The organism is Streptomyces sp. bgisy027, assembly GCF_057710365.1.
On sequence record NZ_JBYIVZ010000022.1, the window covers coordinates 21,965 to 43,754 of the forward strand.

17 protein-coding genes and 1 pseudogene are annotated in these 21,790 nt (G+C 69.0%); 9 read left to right on the forward strand and 9 right to left on the reverse strand.

Features of this window, described 5'->3' with window-relative positions:
• Positions 1-23: 23 nt before the first annotated feature.
• The 6 genes from AC3ETA_RS23100 to AC3ETA_RS23125 all read right to left on the reverse strand — a co-directional run bounded on the left by AC3ETA_RS23100 (position 24) and on the right by AC3ETA_RS23125 (position 8,086).
• Positions 24-1,169 (reverse strand): ABC transporter ATP-binding protein, encoded by a 1,146-nt coding sequence (locus AC3ETA_RS23100; protein WP_432194792.1) that lies wholly within the window; start codon positions 1,167-1,169, stop codon positions 24-26.
• 27 nt (positions 1,170-1,196) lie between these two features.
• Positions 1,197-2,258 (reverse strand): ABC transporter ATP-binding protein, encoded by a 1,062-nt coding sequence (locus tag AC3ETA_RS23105; RefSeq protein WP_432194793.1) that lies wholly within the window; start codon positions 2,256-2,258, stop codon positions 1,197-1,199.
• Positions 2,259-2,268: 10 nt separating this feature from the next.
• Positions 2,269-3,246, reverse strand: a complete 978-nt coding sequence (locus tag AC3ETA_RS23110; RefSeq protein ID WP_432194794.1) for an ABC transporter permease — start codon at positions 3,244-3,246, stop codon at positions 2,269-2,271.
• A 112-nt stretch (positions 3,247-3,358) separates the two neighbouring features.
• Positions 3,359-5,155 (reverse strand): ABC transporter substrate-binding protein, encoded by a 1,797-nt coding sequence (locus AC3ETA_RS23115; RefSeq protein WP_432194795.1) that lies wholly within the window; start codon positions 5,153-5,155, stop codon positions 3,359-3,361.
• 112 nt (positions 5,156-5,267) lie between these two features.
• Complete coding sequence (locus tag AC3ETA_RS23120; protein ID WP_432194796.1) at positions 5,268-6,299, reverse strand: ABC transporter permease; 1,032 nt, start codon at positions 6,297-6,299, stop codon at positions 5,268-5,270.
• A 1,178-nt stretch (positions 6,300-7,477) separates the two neighbouring features.
• The gene (locus AC3ETA_RS23125) at positions 7,478-8,086 is read right to left on the reverse strand and encodes an O-methyltransferase (RefSeq protein ID WP_432194797.1); all 609 of its coding nucleotides are present in this window, start codon (positions 8,084-8,086) and stop codon (positions 7,478-7,480) included.
• Between the two features lie 297 nt (positions 8,087-8,383).
• Here AC3ETA_RS23125 and AC3ETA_RS23130 point away from each other — a divergent pair, with 297 nt between their 5' ends.
• The 4 genes from AC3ETA_RS23130 (at position 8,384) to AC3ETA_RS23145 (ending at position 10,679) form a co-directional block, all read left to right on the forward strand.
• Complete coding sequence (locus AC3ETA_RS23130) at positions 8,384-8,683, forward strand: P-loop NTPase family protein (RefSeq protein ID WP_432194798.1); 300 nt, start codon at positions 8,384-8,386, stop codon at positions 8,681-8,683.
• 52 nt (positions 8,684-8,735) lie between these two features.
• Complete coding sequence (locus AC3ETA_RS23135; RefSeq protein ID WP_432194799.1) at positions 8,736-9,476, forward strand: class I SAM-dependent methyltransferase; 741 nt, start codon at positions 8,736-8,738, stop codon at positions 9,474-9,476.
• Positions 9,477-9,738: 262 nt separating this feature from the next.
• The gene (locus AC3ETA_RS23140) at positions 9,739-9,969 is read left to right on the forward strand and encodes a hypothetical protein (protein ID WP_432194800.1); all 231 of its coding nucleotides are present in this window, start codon (positions 9,739-9,741) and stop codon (positions 9,967-9,969) included.
• Positions 9,966-10,679 (forward strand): VOC family protein, encoded by a 714-nt coding sequence (locus AC3ETA_RS23145; protein WP_432194801.1) that lies wholly within the window; start codon positions 9,966-9,968, stop codon positions 10,677-10,679. Before AC3ETA_RS23140 ends, AC3ETA_RS23145 begins: the two co-directional genes overlap by 4 nt.
• A gap of 157 nt (positions 10,680-10,836) precedes the next feature.
• Here the strand turns inward: AC3ETA_RS23145 and typA are convergent, their stop codons facing one another.
• Positions 10,837-12,744, reverse strand: a complete 1,908-nt coding sequence (typA, locus tag AC3ETA_RS23150) for a translational GTPase TypA (protein WP_432194802.1) — start codon at positions 12,742-12,744, stop codon at positions 10,837-10,839.
• Positions 12,745-12,899: 155 nt separating this feature from the next.
• Positions 12,900-15,128, reverse strand: coding sequence for an ABC transporter family substrate-binding protein (locus AC3ETA_RS23155; RefSeq protein ID WP_432194803.1), 2,229 nt, complete (start codon positions 15,126-15,128; stop codon positions 12,900-12,902).
• Between the two features lie 353 nt (positions 15,129-15,481).
• On the opposite strand from AC3ETA_RS23155, the gene AC3ETA_RS23160 reads away from it, so the two are divergent.
• Genes AC3ETA_RS23160 through AC3ETA_RS23175 form a run of 4 tightly spaced genes read left to right on the forward strand, consistent with a single transcriptional unit; the run spans position 15,482 to position 19,363 of the window.
• The gene (locus AC3ETA_RS23160) at positions 15,482-15,772 is read left to right on the forward strand and encodes a hypothetical protein (RefSeq protein WP_432194804.1); all 291 of its coding nucleotides are present in this window, start codon (positions 15,482-15,484) and stop codon (positions 15,770-15,772) included.
• A 31-nt stretch (positions 15,773-15,803) separates the two neighbouring features.
• Positions 15,804-16,625: a hypothetical protein gene (locus AC3ETA_RS23165; protein ID WP_432194805.1), complete on the forward strand. Its 822-nt coding sequence runs from the start codon at positions 15,804-15,806 to the stop codon at positions 16,623-16,625.
• Positions 16,626-16,646: 21 nt separating this feature from the next.
• Entirely contained in the window at positions 16,647-18,590 is a 1,944-nt protein-coding gene (locus AC3ETA_RS23170) for a fumarate reductase/succinate dehydrogenase flavoprotein subunit (protein WP_432194806.1), read from the forward strand.
• The gene (locus AC3ETA_RS23175; RefSeq protein ID WP_432194807.1) at positions 18,587-19,363 is read left to right on the forward strand and encodes a succinate dehydrogenase/fumarate reductase iron-sulfur subunit; all 777 of its coding nucleotides are present in this window, start codon (positions 18,587-18,589) and stop codon (positions 19,361-19,363) included. Before AC3ETA_RS23170 ends, AC3ETA_RS23175 begins: the two co-directional genes overlap by 4 nt.
• A gap of 26 nt (positions 19,364-19,389) precedes the next feature.
• On the opposite strand, the pseudogene AC3ETA_RS23180 reads toward AC3ETA_RS23175, so the two are convergent.
• Positions 19,390-20,063: pseudogene (locus AC3ETA_RS23180) on the reverse strand (glycoside hydrolase family 18 protein); the annotation flags it as partial.
• A gap of 57 nt (positions 20,064-20,120) precedes the next feature.
• Here AC3ETA_RS23180 and AC3ETA_RS23185 point away from each other — a divergent pair.
• Positions 20,121-21,773 (forward strand): hypothetical protein, encoded by a 1,653-nt coding sequence (locus AC3ETA_RS23185; RefSeq protein ID WP_432194808.1) that lies wholly within the window; start codon positions 20,121-20,123, stop codon positions 21,771-21,773.
• Positions 21,774-21,790 lie beyond the last annotated feature (17 nt).

Here is a 21,790-nt window from a genome sequence, read left to right on the forward strand (position 1 = left end):
TGCACCCGGTGACGACGCGGCGGTCAGTTCTTGGAGACCGCCTCGTCGCCGTCTGCCAGGCCCTCCAGGGCCTGCAGGCTCTTGTCCATCACGACGTCCTCGCCCCGGTCCACGATGGTGGGCTCCTCGGGGAAGTGGCACGCCGTCAGATGACCGGCCTCGCTGCCCCCGATGCGCACCAGCGGCGGCTCCTCGGTGGCGCACTTGTCCTGCGCCTTCCAGCAGCGCGTACGGAACCGGCAGCCGGAGGGCGGCAGGATCGGCGAGGGCACGTCGCCCGCGAGACGGATCCGCTCCCGCTTGGCCGCGTCGATGTCCGCGTCCGGCACCGCCGACAGCAGCGCGTGCGTGTAGGGGTGACGAGGCCGGTTGTAGATCGAGTCGCGGTCGGCGATCTCCACGATCTTGCCGAGGTACATCACCGCGACGCGCTGCGAGAAGTGCCGCACGATCGCAAGGTCGTGGGCGATGAAGACGAACGCGATGCCCATCTCCCGCTGCACTTCCTGCAGCAGGTTCACCACCTGCGCCTGGATCGACACGTCGAGGGCCGACACCGGCTCGTCGGCGACGATCAGCTTCGGCTCCAGGGCGATGGCACGCGCGACGCCGATGCGCTGGCGCTGGCCGCCGGAGAACTCGTGCGGGAAGCGGTTGTAGTGCTCCGGGTTGAGACCGACGATCTCCAGCAGCTCACGGACACGGTTCTCGCGGCCACCGGGAGGGTTGATGCCGTTGATCTCCATCGGCCCGGAGATGATCGTGCCCACGGTCTGCCGCGGGTTCAGCGACGCGTACGGGTCCTGGAAGATCATCTGGATCTCGGACCGGATCGGTGCCAGCTGCTTGCGGCTGGCCCGGCTGATGTCCTGGCCCTTGTACTCGACGGTGCCCGCGGTCGGCTCGTACAGCCGGGTCAGCAGGCGCCCGGTCGTCGACTTTCCGCAGCCGGACTCGCCGACGAGGCCGAGGCTCTCGCCCGGGTGGACCTCGAAGTCCACACCGTCGACGGCCCTGACGTGGCCGACGGTGCGTTTGATCGGGAAGCCGCCCTTGATCGGGAAGTGTTTGGTCAGCCCGCTGACCTTCAGCAGCGGTGCCCCGTCGCCGCCCCGCTGCTGCGGGACGGCGTCGGCGACCGCCGTGGTCGTGTTGTTCTTGTCGCTCATGGTGATGCCCCAGTCGCCGGTTTCCGCTCAGCCCAGCCGGGGCTGAATCGTCTCGATGAACACCTGCTGCCGCTGGTCCCCCGTCAGATGACAGGCGGCCGCGCGCCCCTGGGCGAGCGTCGGGCGCTCCCCGGAGCACAGTCCGCCCTGCACCTTGTCGGTGAAGGCGCACCGTGGGTGGAACGGACACCCGGAAGGCGGGTTCAGCAGGGACGGCGGCGATCCGGGGATCGGCATCAGCGGCTCGTCGACGTCCGCGGACAGCCGCGGCATCGAGCCCAGCAGACCCCAGGTGTAGGGGTGCTGAGGCGTCTTGAGCACCTCACGCACCGTGCCGCGCTCCACGGCCCGGCCGGCGTACATCACCAGGATGTCGTCGGCCATGTTGGCGACCACGCCGAGGTCGTGGGTGATCATGATGATCGCGGAGCCGAACTCCTGCTGCAGGTCCTTGAGCAGGTCGAGGATCTGCGCCTGCACGGTCACGTCGAGCGCGGTGGTCGGCTCGTCGGCGATGAGCAGGTCCGGGTCGCAGGCGAGCGCCATGGCGATCATGGCGCGCTGCCGCATACCGCCGGAGAACTGGTGCGGGAAGTCGTCGACCCGCTGCTGCGGGTGCGGGATGCCCACCTTCTCCAGCAGGTCGATGGCGCGCACCCGGGCGTCCCGCTTGGAGGCGCCGGTGTGCTTCATGAACGGCTCACCGATCTGCCGGCCGACCGTGTAGTACGGCGACAGCGCGGTCAGCGCGTCCTGGAAGATCATCGCCATCTTCTTGCCGCGCAGCGTCTCCAGCTGCTTCTCGCTGGCGTCGGTCAGCTCCTGGCCGTCCAGCGTGATCGAGCCGTCGATGGCGGTCGTCCTGCGGTTGTGCAGGCCCAGGACGGCCAGGTTGGTCACCGACTTGCCGGATCCGGACTCGCCCACGATACCGAGGGTCTTGCCGCGCTCCAGGTCGAAGGAGAGCCCGTCCACCGCCTTGACGATGCCGTCCTCGGAGGAGAAGTGGACCTTGAGGTCGCGCACCGAGAGAAAGGCGTCCCCCGCGGCGGCGGCAGCGGCCTCTTCGGGCTTGGTCTGAGTGGTCACGGTGGTTCTCCTAGGACAGGCGCACGCGCGGGTCGATAACGGCGTACAGGGCGTCCACGATCAGGTTGAGGACGATGATGAACGTGGCGCTGATCAACATCACGCCCATCAGCATCGGCAGGTCCTTGTTGATGACGGAGTCCAGCGCGAGCCGGCCGAGACCCGCCAGTCCGAAGGTCATCTCGGTCACCATGCCGCCCCCCAGAAGCGCGGACAGGTCGATGCCGAGAATGGTGACGATCGGGATGAGGGAACCGCGCCACGCGTAGCGGAAGAAAGTGTAATTGCCCGACATTCCCTTGGCGCGGGCCGCTCTCACATGCTCTTCCTGGAGCTGCTCGATCATCGAGGAGCGGCCCATACGTGTGTAGTTGGCGGTGAAGATCGTCGCCATGACGAACCATGGGATCAGCAGCCCCATGAACCAGCCGCCGAGATCCTCGGAGAAGGGCACGTACTTCGGCTTGTCGAGCCAGCCGGTGCTGTAGACCAGCGCGAGCAGGACGAGGGGGCCGAGGAAGTAGATCTGCAGGGAGCTGATGACCAGCGAACCGGAGCTGAACAGCTTGTCCACCCAGCTGCCGCGGTACTTGGCGGCCAGCAAGCCGGCACCGAGGCCGACGGTGAGGAAGACGAGCATGCTTCCGACGGTCAGCGAGAGGGTCAGCGGGAAGCGGTCCAGGATCGTGTCCCAGACGTTCTGGTCGTTGGCGAAGGAGACGCCGAAGCAGGGGGCGCTGCAGTGTCCGACGGCGAAGTCACGGCCGGCGAAGATGCCGATCAGGAAGTTCCAGTACTGGACGGTGACCGGCTTGTCGAGACCGAGGTTCTTGTGAATGAGCTCCAGCGCGTCCGGAGTGCAGTTCTTGCCACAGGCCAGGGTGGCCGGGTCCTGCGGGATGGCGAAGAACATGAAGAACGTGAACGCACTGATCAACAGCAGAATCAGCGCCGCGCCGAATGTCCGGCGGATGAGGAATTGAAGCATGGCAGGCAGCTGCTCTCACGACGGCGGCAATCGGAGGGGGTCTGGCAGGGGGGTGGGGACTGGTGGTGGGCGCTCCGCCGCGCGCCCACCACCGTTGCCCCGACCTTGCGGGTTACTTCTTCAGGAAGACGCGCGTGACGTCCACGTAGCTCGAGTCCGAGCTGTAGCGGATGCCGCCGATGTTCGAACCGAAGATCTGGAAGACCTTGGTGTAGTAGATCGGCGCGGCGGGGTTGACTTCCTTGGAGATGTACTCGTTCAGCTCGGCCCACGCCTTGGTGGCCTCAGCCGTGTCGGTGATCTTCAGGATGCGCTGGATCTCCGAGTTGACCTTGTCGTCGTTGATGTGCGAGTAGTTCGACGCACCGTCCTGGATCTGCGTGCCGTCGTACAGCGGCGGGAAGACCGTGGACGCGGACGGCCAGTCCTGACCCCAACCCGTCATGTACAGGTCGTAGCTGTTCTTGACCTTGCCGACCTGCTCGTACCAGGTGGCGGAGTCGATCTCCTTCTTCTGGATGTCCAGACCGATCTTCTCCAGGGCGTCGGCGATCAGCACGGCCTGCTGCTGGCGGACCGGGGTGTTGCCGTACGCGTAGACGAGCTTCTTGCCCTCGAAGCCGCCCTCCTTGATGAGCTTCTTCGCGGCCTCGATGTCGCCGTTCGGCTTGGCCTTGCGGTTGAACGGGTCGAAGGCCTCGTTGTAGCCCGGCGTGGTCGGCGACATCAGCGAGTTGGCGACCTCACCGCCGTAGGCACCACCGTCGGCCTTGAAGACCGAGGCGGAGGGCATCGCGAGGGTGATGGCGTCACGGAGCTTCTTGTCCTTGACGCGGTCCAGGTTGAAGTTGAGCTGCCACACGTACGGCGCGTAGCCCTGGACGGTGCGCTTCATCGCGGCCTTGTTGCCCACCACCTGCTGCAGCTGCGTGGTGGCGACCTGGCCGGTGAACATCATCGCGTTCTTGGCGCCGCCCTGGTCGGCCAGGAGGGTCTTGGTCTGGTCCTCGTCATCGTGGTTCATCTCGATGTCGAAGCCGTCCACGTACTGGTGGCGCACCGAGTCGGACTTCGCGTCCCACTCGGCGTTCTTGACCAGCTTCATGGACTTGCCGGGCTTGAAGTCGGCGATCTTGTACGGACCCGTGGCGACGGGGTCGGAGTCGTACTTCTCCTTGGTGTCCGTCTCCTCGGGCACGACGCTGTAGCCGGGCATGGTCAGCATCTGCGGGAGGTCGGGCTGGGCGATCTTGAACTTGAAGACGATCGTCTTGTCGTCCGGGGTCTCCAGGACGGTGTCCGGCAGGTGCTTGCCCTTGTCCGGGCCCGCGTAGGCCTTGCGGTAGGTGGTGCCGGCACCCGACAGCGCCTGCTGCAGGTAGGTCGGGCCGTCCGTGATGTAGGAGGAGTACAGGCGCTCGACCGTGTGGCGGATGTCCGCCGCGTTGATCGGGTTGCCGTTCTCGTCCTTCAGGTCGTCCTTGAGGGTGTAGGTCCAGGTCTTGCCGCCGTCCGAGACCTTGCCCGCGTCGGTGGCGAGGTCGCCCACGACGGTCAGGTTGCCCTTGTCGTCCTCGTTGTACTGCGTCAGGCCACGGAAGATCAGGCGGCTGAGGAGCTTGCCGTCCGAGACGTAGATCTGACCCGGGTCCAGGTGGGAGAAGTCGGCCTCCTGGTAGACGGTCGCGACGCCGCCCGGCTTGGCACCGGGGACCTCGGCGGCCGGGCCGGTCGAAGCCTGGGCATCACCGATCTGGACCGGCTTCGACTGCGACTTGGCGTCCTCTTTGCTCTTGCTGTTGTCCTTGCTGGAGCTGTCGCTGCCGCCGCCGCAGGCGGTGAGGGTCAGGGCGCCGGCTGCGACCGCGACTATGGCGGCCGAAGCGGCGCGGTTACGGAAGATGCTCATGGAGACGATCCACCTGCCTGTGAGTAGTGAGCACTGCTGGTACGTGGCCGGGACGGAGCCGTGCGGCACCGGGACCGACCGGTCGTGGGTGTGGGGGGAATTCCCCATGGGGTCAGCGGCCGGTCTTGGGATCGAAGGCGTCCCGGACCGAGTCACCGAGGAGGTTGAAGGCCACGACGAAGATCACCATGGCCACCCCGGGGAAGAGCATGTAGTAGGGGTCCTGCTCGATGATGTTGGCGCCGATCGCGAACATTCGCCCCCAGTCCGGCGTGGGTTCGACGTACCCGACGCCTACAAACGACAGGAACGCGATGCTGAGGATGGTGCTGGGCAGGGTGAGGGTCGCCTGCACCAGCGTGGGCGTGACGATGTTGGGCAGCAGTTCCTTGCGGATGATGCGCCACGGCGAGGCCCCGGAGATGCGCGCCGCCTCGACGAACTCGCGGTCGCGGAGCGACAGGGTGGCACCCCGGACGATCCGCGCCAGGCTCATCCAGCCGAGGAAGGACAGCACGATGATGATCGCGCAGGCACGCACGTAGGTGGGTGTCTCCTCGTCGGGAGCGACGAACACCGTGGTGATGACGGGCATCGCGGCGACGAAGAAGAGCTGGCTGGGCAGCGCCATGAAGAAGTCGGTCACCCGGCCGAGCCAGTAGTCGCTCTTCCCGCCGAAGTAGCCGCCGGCGAGTCCGACCAGCACGCCCAGCACCGTCATGATGAGCGTCGCGGCCAGGCCCGTGGCCAGCGAGGTCCGGATGCCGTAGAGGAGCTGCGTGAACACGTCGCGGCCCAGGCCCGGTTCGATGCCGAACCAGAACTCGCCGTCCATGCCGCCGGCCGGCTTGGCCGGCATGGTGAACATGTCGAGGAGTTCCGGGTTCTCCTGCCCGTACAGGGTGTACGGGTCCTTGCCGTACACCTTCGCGATCAGTGGCGCCGCCGCGGCGATCACGAAGAAGAACAGGACGACGAAGGCGGAGACGACGCCGGTGCGGTCGCGCCTGAACCGCGCCCACATCAACTGGCCGGGGGTGCGCCCCGCGAGCTTCTTCGGCTCCTCGGCCCTATCGGGCGACGCGCCCTCTTTGTCCAAGGCGGAGGAGGTTTCAACACCCTCAAGCTCGATTGGACTCGTCATGATTCGTCCATTTCACAAGTTGGAGGTCGTCGGGGAGGAACAGCGACCCGACGGCCTTCGCACGGCGTACGTCATCCGCAGCGCGCGAGGGGGAACAACGACGGAGGGGCGCCGACCGCCCCTGGGGAACCCTGGCTCGCGGCCGGCTCGAGCCGGCCGACGGAACGAGTCGTCAAGGGAGTTCGCGACGCCGCGTCGCGAAAGCAACCACCGTGACGGCACTGAGCGCACCCGCGGGGCCTACACCTGCCATCGGGGACGACGCGACCCATATGGCGCTTGTGGCACCTCGCATGGGTTCCTCCTCATGAATCCGCTGGTTCACCGCAAAGAGGAGCACGCGACACCTTCCGGCCACTCTTCAGTGCCAGAAGTTGCCAGGTGCCCCCGCGCTCGCGAGTCGGCGCAGTCAGCGCGTGACCCGTTCAGACGAGCTCTACGCGCCTAACTATCTGCCATCTGCCACGGGACGAACCACAGTCTCCAGGTCTCGGTTCGATCACAGATAGGGCTCAGGCCTTCCAAAATCCGGACAAAGGGTTTGGTGAGAGATCGCTGCGAAACGGACTTGTTACACATCTATCGACGCTTGCTGTCCGTATACCGGACGTGCCGTCTCAAAAATGGGTTGCAGGTCGTCCGCCGATAAGACAGGGCGCCTACGGGGCTGTGCAGCCCTGCGCGCAGCCGGAGGAAGCAACCTCGACGGCGCGATCCCGGTCCCCTGTTCACCGGCCGTCGCACGCATTGCTTGCGGGCAGGATAGTTCGGTCCGTCCCGTTCGACTGCACGTCACCACGGATTAGAGGGATTTCCCTATGCCGGCCACGCACCCGCGGCGACTGCCCCACGCGGCTCGCGGCGCGGGCCCGCCCACGGGCATCCAGGATCACCTTGCGGATGCGGACGGCCTCCGAGATCTTCTCCCTGGCGATGGCCGGCGACCAGCGAGCCGTTGTCATGCGTACGCAGCGTGCCGAATGTCTGCGGCCCGGAGCGGCTGATAGCGGACGCGCCGAACCACGGTCCGCGTCGTGACGGTCCAGGGCCGGTTCACGGACCTCCTCACGGACGCGGCTCTCGCTCCCACTCGACCACCGAGCGGCGCCACGGGGACCTGTCCGACGTCATGGGCAGCGCGGCCGGCTGACTCAGAGGTCATTGCATTCGGCGATCCCTCAGATCTCGGCCGGCGGCAGGCGGGTGCCGACGATCACGCTGAGGTCCGCCGCGAGGCGTAGCTCTGTGGCTCGGAGTTCGGGGTGTTCGAGCCAATGCAGCCGAGTCTGGTCGGGGGTGCCGTTGAAGCGAGGTGGCCATGTGGTGGCCGGGGTGAAGTCGTCGATCACCAGCGTGCCGCCGGCGGCGAGCAGGCGAGCGGGATCCGCCGTGCCGTGGCCCTTGGCCTGGCCCCCGCCGTCGAGCACGAGCAGGTCGTAAGGGCCGTGTTCTTCGACGCGCTGCCAGTCGCCGTGGAGGATCACCACGTCGGGGCAGTCCTGGAAGACTTCCGCAGCGATGCGGGCTCGGTCCAAGTCCCGTTCGACGCTGGTCAGCCGGGTTCCCGGGGCCGCGCCGGAAGCCAGCCAGGCCAGCCCGACACCGCAGCCTGTTCCGGTCTCGGCGATGTTGTGGAGTGCCCCTGCGGCCAGCACCTGGAGCAGACGTCCCTGTTCGGGCCTGCAAGAGAAGGCGAAACCGTACATGCGCGCCGCCTCGACGGCCCGCTGGACCAGCGCAGGCAGGGTGTGGTCGTCCCGGTAGGCGTCTGTTCCCAGAAGCGACATGCCGTGCATTATCGCCGTGCGGTCGTGCCGTCGAGTCGGCAGTAGCACGATGAGGGCGGCAGTAGCACGATGAGGGCGGCAGTAGCACGATGAGGGCGGCAGTAAATGCGACGAAGGCAAGGAACTGCCCTGGCTTGCGCTCGTAGCGCCGATGTTGGGGTGGTCGTAGCCGGTGTCCGCACGAAAGTTGTCGGGAAGGCGCCGCCTCGGTGCGGGGCGGGAGTTCGTCCGGCATCGGCCAGTGCGTCTTGGCCCGGAATGGGGCCTTGCCCCACTCGACATGCCGCCGGTACACGGTTGGCCAAGACAACCGGGGCAGGTGCGGCGTTCGGTCACGCCCAGGCCGTCTACGGGCTCTACTTCCAGATCAACGAGGGCGAGAGCCTCTGCCTCGTCCGCGAGGCCGGCTGCGGTAAATCGACGACCGGTCGACAGATCACGCGTCTTGCTCGGGCGGCCCGGGACATCCTGCAACCGCCGGGACCGGTCGAGGGCGGGCTCGTCGATGTCACCGTCTACGAGGCGGATCCGCGACGGGAGCCGGGGGTGCTGCGGCATCCTCGGCGGATCGTACTGCGAGGGCGTGTCGTGCGGTGAGCCCGTCCTAAACGTGCCTGGGGCAAGGAGGAGTTGTGGCACACTTCCGCGCGTGGTCGATCGTTCGTTCGCGGATCTCTCGCTTGCCGCGTTGTACGACATCCTCAACCCGTGGGGGCCGGGTGACGAGTTCTACCTCGGGTTCGTGATGCGTGCCGACGCCGTGCTCGATGTCGGGTGCGGGACGGGGCAGTTGCTGCGGCGGGCCCACGGTGCCGGGCATCGTGGGCGGCTCGTCGGGCTGGATCCCGCCGCCGCCATGCTCGTACAGGCCCGCCGTCGTGCCGACGCGGTCGAGTGGGTGCTCGGGGATCTGCGGACGCGGCAGTGGGCCGGGGAGTTCGATCTCGTCGTGATGACCGGGCACGTCTTTCAGGTGCTGGTCTGCGACGAGGAGCTGCGTGCGGCCCTGGAGTCGGTACGCGGTGCCCTGCGTCCAGGTGGCCGGTTCGTGTTCGAAACCCGGAATCCCAAGGCCCGGGCGTGGGAGGGCTGGACGCCCGAGCGGGTGCGGGAGGTGACGGGCCCGGAAGGGTGCGCCGTACGCGTGTGGAATGAAGTGGAGCGGCCCGTCCTCAGCGACCGGGTGACGTTCACGGAGACCTACGACAGCGACATCTGGAAACGGCCCCGGGTCAGCCGCACCACCCTGCGCTTCCTCGGTCCCGACAACCTGAACCGCTTTCTGCACGCCGCCGGGTTCACCGTCGTCGAGCAGTACGGCGACTGGGAGCGAGCCCCGCTCACCCCAACCGCCTCCGAGATCATCACAGTGGCCGAGGCCAGGCCCTAGTCGTCGCGCTCGTCCCCTCCTCCAGCGCCGCCAGCGCCGCCAGCGCCGCCAACGCCAGGTTGAGCGCCGCACGCTGATCTGCGTTGAATTACATGTCCCGGACGCAGGGGGCAGGGGGCAGGGGGCAGGGGGCAGGGGGCAGGGCACGATACCCGTGCTGCTCATCAGCAAGCGTCCACGGCAAAGGCGTCATACCTGGCGGTCGGAGTCGATGCCGAGGAACACGACTCGCTGAAGTGAACTTGGCCTTCCGGGAGCGGAGTTGGAGAATCTGCTGCGGGAGGTCCAGGCCGAGCGGGAAGAGCTCGCGATCACCGAGCGGGTGCTGCACCGCCTGGCCTGGATCACTGACGAGGCTGGCCAGTACACGGACCAGCGACGACGGTCCCTGGTGGCTCCACGTGACCATGCCCACGCGCACGAAGCCGGGCGGGTATGGGGACAGACCGCCAACAGCTGGTACTCACGGAATCAAGGACGCGTGACGCAATGAGCAGCCGGATCTTCGCAATCTCCTTCGACGCACGACAGCCCGAGCGCCTGGCGATTTTCTGGTCCGGACTCCTGGGCCTGGAGAGAGCCGACGACACATACGACGGTGTCACCCTTCTGTCGGGGAATGCCGCCGACTACCGCCTTGGCTTCCGTCCCTCCCAGGCTCGAAAGATCTCCCAGAACCGACTGCACTTCGACCTGACCAGCACCTCGGTGGAGGACCAGCGGGAGATCGTGGCCAGGGCGCTCGACCTCGGCGCTCAGCACGCCGATGTCGGCCAGGGACAGGAGGCGACCCACGTGGTGCTCGCCGACCCCGAGGGCAATGAGTTCTGCGTCCTCGAGCCGGGTAACACTTTCCTCGCCGATTGCGGCTCCATCGGGGCGCTCGCCTGCGACGGTTCTCAAGCCGTGGGCTACTTCTGGAGCGAGGCGCTGGACTGGCCGCTGGTCTGGGACCAGGACGAGGAGACCGCTGTCCAATCGCCGGACGGCGGCACGAAAATCACGTGGGGCGGTCCGCCGCTCATGCCGGACCCCGGTAAGGACCTGCACTTCGATCTCGTGCCGAACGGTGATCAGCATGCGGAGGTCGAGCGCCTGATCTCCCTCGGGGCCAAGCGTCTCGACGCCGCTCACGGCGGGGACGGCGCGGTGCTGCTGGCAGACCCCGACGGCAACGAGTTCCGGGTGCTCACGCGCCGGTGAACCACGGAACCGACGGGCGCCGCGACAGGCGATGAGGCTGGCGGCGATCATGTCGGTCTCTCGATGAGAGTGACCGCCCTCAATTTGCCGTACGGACATTTGAGCCCGGGCTCCCCCAGAAAAAATTGAGGGGAGCCCGGGCTCAAGTGTCCGGGAATCAGCCGTGCTTGGCGCGGCTCGCGGCGCGGGCGCGCTCGCGGGCGTCCAGGTTCACCTTGCGGATGCGGACGGCCTCCGGGGTCACCTCGACGCACTCGTCGTCGCGGCAGAACTCCAGGGACTGCTCCAGCGACAGCTTGCGCGGCGGGACGATCGACTCGGCCACATCGGCCGTGGACGACCGCATGTTGGTGAGCTTCTTCTCCTTGGTGATGTTGACGTCCATGTCGTCGGCGCGGGAGTTCTCGCCGACGATCATGCCCTCGTACACCTCGGTGCCGGGCTCGGTGAACAGCACACCGCGCTCCTGGAGGTTCGTCATCGCGAAGGCGGTGACGGCACCGGCGCGGTCGGCGACCAGCGAGCCGTTGTTGCGGGTCTGCAGCGCCCCGAACCACGGCTCGAAGCCCTCGTGGATCGAGTGGCCGATGCCCGTGCCGCGGGTCTGGGTCAGGAACTCGGTACGGAAGCCGATCAGACCGCGGGAGGGGACCACGAACTCCATGCGGACCCAGCCGGAACCGTGGTTGGACATGTTGTCCATCCGGCCCTTGCGGACACCCATGAGCTGTGTGACGGCGCCCATGTGCTCCTCGGGCACGTCGATCGTCATGCGCTCGACGGGCTCGTAGACCTTGCCGTCGACGTCCTTGGTGACGACCTGGGGCTTGCCGATGGTCAGCTCGAAGCCCTCGCGGCGCATCTGCTCGACCAGGATGGCGAGCGCCAGCTCACCGCGGCCCTGGACCTCCCAGGCGTCGGGGCGCTCGGTCTCCAGGACGCGCAGCGAGACGTTGCCGATCAGCTCCCGGTCCAGGCGGTCCTTGACCTGGCGGGCGGTGACCTTGCGGTCCTTCACGGCCGCCTTCGCGTCGGCGCCCTTGCCGGTGCCGCCGCGGCCGACCAGCGGGGAGGTGTTGGTGCCGATGACCATGGAGATCGCGGGCTCGTCCACCGTGATCAGCGGGAGCGGGACCGGGTTCTCGGTGTCGGCGAGGGTCTCGCCGATCATGATGTCCGGGATACCGGCGACGGCACAGATGTCACCCGGCCCGGCCATCTCGGCGGGCTTGCGGGTGAGGGCCTCGGTCATCATCAGCTCGGAGATGCGTACGTTGCTGATGGAGCCGTCGCGCTTGATCCAGGCGACGGTCTGGCCCTTCCTGAGTTCGCCCTGCTCGACGCGGAGCAGCGCGATACGGCCGAGGAAGTTGTCGGCGTCCAGGTTGGTGACGTGGGCCTGGAGCGGGGCGGCCTCGTCGTAGGTCGGGGCCGGGATGTGCTCCAGGATCGTGGAGAAGAACGGCTCCAGGCTGGTGGAGTCCGCCGGGACCGTGCCGTTCTCCGGCTTGGTCAGCGAGGCGACGCCGTCACGGCCGCAGGCGTAGACGATCGGGAACTCGATCTGCTCCTCGTCGGCGTCCAGGTCGAGGAAGAGGTCGTAGGTCTCGTTGACGACCTCGTCGATCCGGGAGTCCGGGCGGTCCGTCTTGTTGATGCACAGGATGACGGGCAGACGCTGCTGCAGCGCCTTGCGCAGCACGAAGCGGGTCTGCGGGAGCGGGCCCTCGGAGGCGTCGACGAGCAGCACGACACCGTCGACCATCGACAGACCGCGCTCGACCTCGCCACCGAAGTCGGCGTGGCCGGGGGTGTCGATGATGTTGATCGTGATCGGGTCCCCGCCGTCCTTGGGGTGATACTTCACCGCCGTGTTCTTGGCGAGGATCGTGATGCCCTTCTCACGCTCCAGGTCGTTCGAGTCCATCATGCGGTCGTCGACGGAGTCGAGCTGGTGAGCGGCAAAGGCGCCGGCCTGCTTCAGCATGCCGTCGACGATGGTGGTCTTGCCGTGGTCGACGTGGGCGACGATGGCGACATTGCGGATGTCGTGGCGCGTGGCCATATTGCGGCGTACTCCCGGAGTGTGAGGAAGGGGCCGGCGCGTACGTCTGTGTTACGCGGACCCTGCCGGGCTGTACATGCCACGGCCTCACCCCATGGTACGTGCCCGCTGCGGCAGGGGCTCGCTGGGCTGTCCCACCGGCCCCCCGCACCGGGCTACGAGGCCGAGGGCGCCGGGGCGCCCGACCCCTTCTTCAGGAAGCCCATGTCCTCGTAGACCGGCGTCCCGAAGCCGAAGGCTCCCGCGTTGGCGATGTTCGTCCTGGCCGCGGTGAGCTGGGGGCGCTGGTAGAGGGGGATCGAGCCGGCCGCCGCCCAGATGCGGGAGTCGGCCTTGCGGATCAGGGAGCGGGACTCGGACTCGTCCAGCGTGGCGATGGCCTGGTCGAAGAGCTGGTCGACCTGGTCGGTGCCGACACGGGTGTAGTTCTGCTCGACGTTCAGCGAGCCGTCGGCCGCCGGGACCGGCTTGGCGTAGATCGGGCGGGCGTCGGTCGCGGGGTAGGCGGACGTCGGCCAGGAGTAGAGGGCGAGGTCGTACTGGCCGGAGGCGATGTGGTCCTTGAAGTAGCTCTCGTCCGAGACCTTGCTGATCACGGTACGGATCCCGACCCGCTCCAGCATGATCCCGATCCGGTCGGCCACCGTGCGCAGCGACTGTGAGCCCTCGCCCGCCGGCACCACGAACCGCAGGGTCAGCGCCTTGCCGTCCTTGGCCAGCGGCAGCACCGCCGCGCCCGCCGGGGCCGCGGTGCCCTGCGGGGCGTAGGCGCCGGGGACCCCGCCCTGCTGGAGCTGCTTGCTGCCGTACTGCCTGCCGTCCTGGGCGAGGTGCTCGCCGTCGTCGCCGTCGGCCTTGTTGTCCTCGCCGACGATGTAGGTCCCGTCGTCCCCGCCCTCGGAGTCCTTGGCCGAGTCCTTGTCGGCCTTCTTGCCGGACTCCTTCTCCGCGTCCTTGCCGGCCTTCTTCTCGGGCTCCTTGCCCGAGTCCTTCTCGGCTTTCTTCTCGGAGTCCTTCCCGGACTTCTCCGCTTGGGAGCCCTTCTTCGGCTTCTCCGCCTCGCTCCCGGCCGCCTCCTCCCCCTTCTTTTTCTTCTGCTTCTCGACCGGGCCGCCCGGCACCCAGCCCGCGTCCGCGAGCAGTGCCTGGGCCTCGGCCGTGTCCTGGCCGCCGATCGCGCCGCTGTTGTCGGCGTAGGCGGCCTGGCCGGACAGCGCGAGGTGGCTGCCGACCGGCTCGGCGGGCAGCCCGAGCGGGGAGAGGACCAGCTTCGCCAGCTTCTCGCGGTCGAGCGCTCGGGCCACCCCGCGCCGTACCCGCTCGTCGGTGAGCGGACCCTCGCCGCCGTTGAGGGCGAGCTGGGTGTACGCCGGCTCCAGCGACTTGCGTACCTCGAAGCCCCGGAACCTCGCCTTGTCGCGCTTCTGCGCGGGGGTCAGCGTGCGCCGTTCCGGGCCCATCAGCGGCGTCGCGGACCCGCCGGCCGACGGTGACTGCGGGCGCGGCGGCGCGGCGAGCGCGATGCGCTTGGCCGCGGCCGGGTCGATCTCGGCCAGGTCCAGGTCCCCGGCGGCCAGCGCGGCCGCCCGCTCGTCGCGCGGCACGACCCGCAGCACGATCTCGTTCAGCTTGGCCCGCTCGCCCCACCAGCGCGGATTGCGGGTCAGGAGGATCTCGTCGTCCTTGCGGTCGATCTTCTTCACGAGGAACGGCCCGGCGCTGACCTTGAGCTTGCGCCGCGCCCCGTCGTTGAACGAGTCCGGCGTGCCCATGACCTCCTTCGGGTACAGCGGCGAGAACAGCGACCGCCAGTCCGCGTAGGGCTGCCCGAAGGTGACCCGCACCTCCAGGTCGTTGTCGCCGCGCTGGATCTTCTCGATGCGGTCGTAGCCGGCGTTGCGGGCGGTCCAGTACGCGCTGTCCTTGCCGGACAGGGCCCGCCACTGGGCGGCGAAGTCGGCGGCGCCGATCTCCCGGCCGTCGCTCCAGACCGCCTGCTGGTTGAGCTTGTACAGGACGACCTGCTTGGGCTCGGTCTCGACGACCTTGGCCGACTCCAGGTAGGCCGGATTGCGCTCCGGGCGTCCAGCGGCGTCGAACCGGAACATCGACGGCAGCGTCGCCTGCGCGATCCGGGTCGTGGTGGCGTCGGCGTCCGACTGGAAGGTGTTCAGCGTCTCCGGCACGGCGTCCACGGCCCAGCGCAGGGTGCCGCCGTCGGCGATCTCGGCCCGGGCGGCGGCGGCGATGTCCTGGCCGGCGAGCGGCTTCCCGGCCGGGTCGGGGTCGCTGCACCCGGTGAGTACGGACACCGCGAGCACACTCGCCCCGAGGAAGGCGACCGAGCGCATGACCGAGCGGGTGGCGATGCCTTCGTGGGACATCTCTGGTACCTCCGTGGAGCAGCTCCCGCCGGTGACAATTAGTGCGTTCTGATCACGTTTGGCGGTATTTTGGAGTTGATCAGATCTATGGCCCCCACTGAAGAGGAAAGGGTTCGCCCGGCGGAGACGACACGGCGACGGGGGCGGGCAAGCCCACCCGTCCGGAGTAACGCACCCCCTCTCGTCCCTTCGGCTCCCCGGCGTACACAGGGCGCTCGCGAGCGCGCGTCGGAGGCGTGCAATCCGCCAATCGCTGCACATGCCTTCACAGCGACAGGTGTGACGCGCAACACTCGCAGGCGCATGAACGTTGCCACCCAGGGCCGAAGGGCCCACGGAAGTGAGGTCACGTCATGTCCGTGCAAGACGACCTGACAGCTGTCCAGCGCTGCCTCGACGACCTGGCCCGGTCCGTGGGCCGCCTCGAGCAGCATCTGGGCACCGGCGGGCTGGAGATGCGCCGTGTGCGCACCGACGCCGACCACCTGCGCGAGAGCGTGGCGCTGCTGCGGGAATCCGCCGCGTCACCCGGCGCGCAGCGCAGGCCGGAGCTCGTCTCCATCCCCGACACGCCGTACGACGACTCTCTGTGGATCGACACGGATGACGAGGGTCTCGGCGCCCGGGACCGCCGCGCCCCCTGACACTCCCCCCTGACCCGACCGGAGTCATGCATTGGCCACTGGTACGGAACCCCATCTGAACAGCGGCGGCGTACGAACCGGTACGCGCGCCGCGATCACCGCCCCGCACCTGCGGACCGACCGCTGGTGGCTGGCTCCGGCCGCCACCGCGGCCGGTCTGCTGGCGTTCATCGTGTACTCGACCTGGCGCGCCTTCGCGAACGCGGACTACTACGCGGCGCCGTACGTCTCCCCGTTCTACTCGCCCTGTCTGGCGGAGAACTGCGAGACCATGCGCGCCGGGCCGAACTGGGACCTCTTCGGGAGCTGGTGGGGCATCTCCCCCGCGATCATCATCCTGATCTTCCCGCTCGGCTTCCGCCTGACCTGCTACTACTACCGCAAGGCCTACTACCGCGGCTTCTGGATGTCGCCCCCGGCCTGCGCGGTGGCGGAGCCGCACAAGAAGTACTCCGGTGAGACCCGCTTCCCGCTGATCCTCCAGAACATCCACCGGTACTTCTTCTACGCCGCACTCGTGGTCGCCGGGATCCTGACGTACGACACGGTGCTCGCCTTCCGCGACGAGAACTACGAGTGGGGCCACATGGGCCTCGGCACCCTCGTGTTCCTCGTCAACATCGTGCTGATCTGGGCGTACACGGCGTCCTGCCACTCCTGCCGGCACATCGTCGGCGGCAAGCTCAAGCACTTCTCCAAACACCCCGTGCGCTACCGCATGTGGCAGTGGATCGGGAAGCTCAACGCCCGCCACATGCAGCTGGCGTGGGCGTCGCTGGTGAGCGTGGCGCTCGCCGACTTCTACGTCTATCTCGTCGCGTCCGGGGTCTTCGACGATCCGCGCTTCTTCTAATCGTGAGTGGGGACTGAACAGATGTCCGTGGTCGAACGGCAGGAGTGGGACGTCGTCGTGATCGGCGCGGGGGGCGCGGGCCTCCGGGCGGCGATCGAGGCACGGGAGCGAGGCGCCCGTACGGCCGTGATCTGCAAGTCGCTGTTCGGCAAGGCGCACACCGTGATGGCCGAGGGCGGCATCGCGGCGGCCATGGCCAACGCCAACGAGCACGACAACTGGCAGGTGCACTTCCGTGACACCATGCGCGGCGGCAAGTTCCTCAACCAGTGGCGGATGGCCGAGCTGCACGCGCAGGAGGCACCCGACCGGGTCTGGGAGCTGGAGACCTGGGGCGCGCTCTTCGACCGTACGAAGGACGGCCGGATCTCGCAGCGCAACTTCGGCGGGCACGAGTACCCGCGCCTGGCGCACGTCGGTGACCGCACCGGTCTGGAGCTGATCCGCACCCTGCAGCAGAAGATCGTGGCGTTGCAGCAGGAGGACAAGAAGGAGACCGGGGACTACGAGTCCCGGCTGAAGGTCTACCAGGAGTGCACGGTCACCCGGGTCCTCAAAGACGGCAGCCGGGTCTCCGGGGTCTTCGCCTACGAGCGCGAGACGGGCCGCTTCTTCGTCCTGGAGGCCCCTTCCGTGGTCATCGCGACCGGCGGGATCGGCAAGTCCTTCAAGGTGACGTCGAACTCCTGGGAGTACACCGGCGACGGCCACGCGCTGGCGCTGCTCGCCGGGGCGCCCCTGCTGAACATGGAGTTCGTGCAGTTCCACCCGACGGGCATGGTCTGGCCGCCGTCGGTGAAGGGGATCCTGGTCACGGAGTCGGTGCGGGGCGACGGAGGGGTGCTGCGCAACTCCGAGGGCAAGCGGTTCATGTTCGACTACGTGCCCGATGTCTTCAAGGAGAAGTACGCCGAGTCGGAGGAGGAGGGCGACCGCTGGTACGAGGACCCGGACAACAACCGCCGGCCTCCCGAACTGCTCCCCCGTGACGAGGTGGCACGGGCCATCAACGCCGAGGTGAAGGCGGGCCGCGGCTCACCGCACGGCGGTGTGTTCCTCGACGTCTCGACACGGATGCCCGCCGATGTCATCCGGCGCCGGCTGCCGTCCATGTACCACCAGTTCAAGGAGCTGGCGGACGTGGACATCACGGCCGAGGCGATGGAGGTCGGGCCGACCTGCCACTACGTCATGGGCGGCATCGCGGTCGAGTCGGACACGGCGGCGGCACGCGGGGTACCGGGGCTGTTCGCGGCCGGCGAGGTGGCCGGCGGCATGCACGGCTCCAATCGGCTCGGCGGCAACTCGCTGTCCGACCTGCTGGTGTTCGGCCGCCGGGCCGGCTGGCACGCCGCCGAGCACGCGGCGGCACGGGCCTTCGAACGCCCCGGGGTCAGCGACCTGGAGATCGACGCGGCGGCCGCCGAGGCGCTGCGCCCGTTCTCGGCGGAGGGCCCGCCCGGCGCCGAGGACGACGGCCGCCCGCCGGAGAACCCCTACACGCTGCACCAGGAGCTCCAGCAGGCGATGAACGACCTCGTCGGCATCATCCGCCGCGAGGCCGAGATGGAGCGGGCGCTGGAAAAGCTCGCCGAGCTGCGCGTACGGGCCCGCCGGGCCGGGGTCGAGGGGCACCGGCAGTTCAATCCGGGCTGGCACCTCGCGCTCGACCTGCGCAACATGCTGCTGGTCAGCGAGTGCGTGGCGCGGGCCGCGCTGGAACGCACGGAGTCGCGCGGCGGCCACACCCGCGAGGACCATCCGACGATGGACCGCAGGTGGCGCAACATCAACCTGCTGTGCCGGCTCGCCGACCCGACGGGCGGCCTCGCGGCCACCGACCCCGAGCGCGGCCAGATCGATCTCGCACGTGAGACCACCGACCCCGTCCGCCAGGACCTGCTGGCTCTCTTCGACAAGGAGGAGCTGGTCAAGTACCTCGCCGAGGAGGAGCTCTACCAGTGAGCAGCTACGAGGCCCGCTTCAAGGTGTGGCGGGGCGATGTGCAGGGCGGGGACCTGGAGGACTTCAAGGTCGAGGTGAACGACGGCGAGGTGGTCCTCGACATCATCCACCGCCTCCAGGCCACCCAGGCGCCCGATCTCGCCGTCCGCTGGAACTGCAAGGCGGGCAAGTGCGGTTCGTGCTCCGCCGAGATCAACGGGCGGCCGCGGCTGATGTGCATGACGCGGATGTCGGTGTTCACCCGCGAGGAGACGATCACCGTCACTCCGCTGCGCGCCTTTCCCGTCGTGCGGGACCTGGTCACGGACGTCGGCTTCAACTACGACAAGGCGCGCGAGGTCCCGGCGTTCGTGCCGCCGGAGGGCCTGGGTCCGGGCGAGTACCGGATGATGCAGGAGGACGTGGACCGCTCGCAGGAGTTCCGCAAGTGCATCGAGTGCTTCCTGTGCCAGGACACCTGCCATGTGGTGCGTGACCACGAGGAGAACAAACCGGCGTTCGCGGGCCCGCGCTTCCTGATGCGGGTCGCCGAACTGGACATGCACCCGCTGGACGCGGCCGGCGAGAGCGGCCTGGACCGCAAGAAGACTGCCCAGGACGAACACGGCCTGGGCTACTGCAACATCACCAAGTGCTGCACGGAGGTCTGCCCGGAGGGCATCAAGATCACCGACAACGCGCTGATCCCCCTGAAGGAGCGGGCCGTGGACCGCAAGTACGACCCGCTGGTGTGGCTCGGCTCGAAGATCAGGAGGCGCTCCTCGGCGGAGTGAGCGCCTGCTCCCTCAGCGGACCCAGCCCCCTCTTCGTACGCCGTCCAGTCGCCCTCTGTCGCCGCGAAGTCGACGTAGAGGGCGACACCGAAGCGCGCGCGGTCGGCGTCCGTGCGGGACAGGCCGAGGCGGACGCCGCGGACGGCCGCGGGGACGGTCTCGGCCGCCGCCCGGTGGCCGATCGTGTTGTCGTGGAAGAACGGCAGGCCCATCAGCAGGTCGGTGCCGGGCGGGGTGACCTCCAGGGCGAGCGAGGTCTGCTGGGCGACGTAGCCGCCGTACAGGCTCCGAAGCGGCATGGCCGTGTCGTACGACATCACCGCGATCTGGTCGACGCGGCGTGCCACCTCGCCGAAGAACTCCTGCGACCACCACTTGGGGTGGCCGGTGAGGGCGCCGGCGACGGAGTGGATCGCCGGGAGCGGGTCGATCTGGTGCGCGGCGACCGAGAGCGGGGCGTCGTGGCGCGGGTGAGCCCGTGCAGGGTGTCGAGGAGGGTGAGGTAGTTCCGGTCGCCCGAGTGGAGGGGTTCGAGGTCGAAGTGGGCCCCGTCGAACCCGGTGGCGAGGATCCGGCGGGTGGACTCGACGACCGCCTCGCGGGTCGCCGGGCGGCTCAGGCGCAGTCCGTCGTCGTCCTCCGTCGCCAGTTTGTCGCCGAGCCAGGCCTGGACCCGGACGGCGGGGATCTCTCCCTCCACACCACCCTGGACGCATCCCGGTCGCGCGGGGGCATTGCTGCTCATACGCTCCGAAATGTGACGTCATCCTTGATCCGGGGCCGGTCGCGGCGTGGGCGCTCGCACATATCCGTGCGGGTGGCGCACGCCGTGGTGGGCGGTCTGGTCGGGGTGGTGTGGCTGGTGTTGCCCGGCATGACGATCAGCGGTGGGGGCACGGTTGCGGGCGGGCCGGACCGACCCGTGGCCGGGGCGAGGGAGCAGGGGGAGAGCGCGGGGAACGCGCAGGACGGGGAGAGCTCCGCCACCGATCTCGTGCTGCCCGTGGCGGTCCTGGTCGCGGCGGGGCTTCTCGCGAGCTTCGGGTTCATGCGGCGCAGACGGCGGGCGCGGGACCGTACGACTCCCTCAGGGGCACAGGTCCGGGCCGCGGAGCCGCCCACCGCCGAACTCGACGAGCGGGCGCGGGCCGCGCTGGTGGAGGCCGACGACTCGGTGCGGGTCAGCGCGGAGGAGCTGGCGTTCGTCGTGGGCAGGTTCGGGGTGGGGGACGCCGAGCATGTGGAGCCGTTCACGCGGGTTCTGCGGGAGGCGCGGGGCGAGTTGGCGGTCGCGTTCCGCATGCGGTGGCAGTACGAGGGCGGGGTGCCGGATGAGCCGGCGGCCCGTCGGCATGCGCTGGCGGGGATCGTCGGGCGGTGCGAGGAAGTGGGGCGGTTGCTGGACGGGCAGGCCGCCGCGTTCGATCAGTCGCGGGGGCTGGAGGAAGGGCTGGGCGGGGGTCTGGGACATGCGCTGGTCGTCGCCGAGGGCAGGTTCCGGGAGCTGACCTGGCGGACCGGGGGTGCGGGGACGGTGCTGAGCGAGCTCGGCGAGCGGTACGCCGCCTCCGCGACCGCCGCCGTCGCGGGCCATGTCGAGCAGGCCAAGGACCGGCTGGTGTTCGCCACGACACAGCTCAACCACGCCCGCCAGGCCGCCGACTCGGGCGACAACGAACGTGCCGGGGGCCGGCTGCGCGCCGCCGAGGGCGCCATCGCCCAGGCGGCCGTCTTCATCGACGGCATCGAACGCCTCGCCGGGGAGCTCTCGACGGCCGCGGCGATGGTCCCGGCCGCGCTGACCGGCAGCGAGGTGGAGATCGCGGGGGCACGGGACCCGGCGGGTGCCGCGTACCTGGACATCCCGGCCGGTGAACTGCGCTCCCGGGTCGCCCACGCCGACGCCACCCTGGCCGGTGTACGCGAGGAACTGGCCTCCGGGCGGCGGTACGACCCGCTCGACCTGCTGCGGCGGATCGTGCGGGGCGTCGGGCCCGTCGTGGCGGGGCGGGCCGGGGTGCTCCCGGCGGCCGCGGTGGTGTGCGCCCGCAGTGCGGTCGGCGGTGCGGACGACGTCGTCGCGACGCATCGGGCGGCGGTGGGCGGCGAGGCGCGCACGCTGCTGGCCGAGGCACGGCGACTGCTCGCTCCCCCGGTGCCGGCGCCGGCCGGGCGGGGGCCGCGTGCGGAACTCGCCGACCTCGTCTCGGCCGACGCGCTGGGCCGGCAGGCCCACCATCTGGCCGAACAGGACGTCCGCCTGCACGGCCATCCCGGCGACGGCGCGAGCCACGACATCAGCGGCCTGACCGGAGCGGTCCTGGGCGGCATCCTGCTGCCCGCCGACGGCCCGCCGCCCAGCTTCGGCGGCCCGCGTACCCGGGCCCGCCGCCCGTCAACGGCCGCCTGACGTCGCGGGCCCGCCCG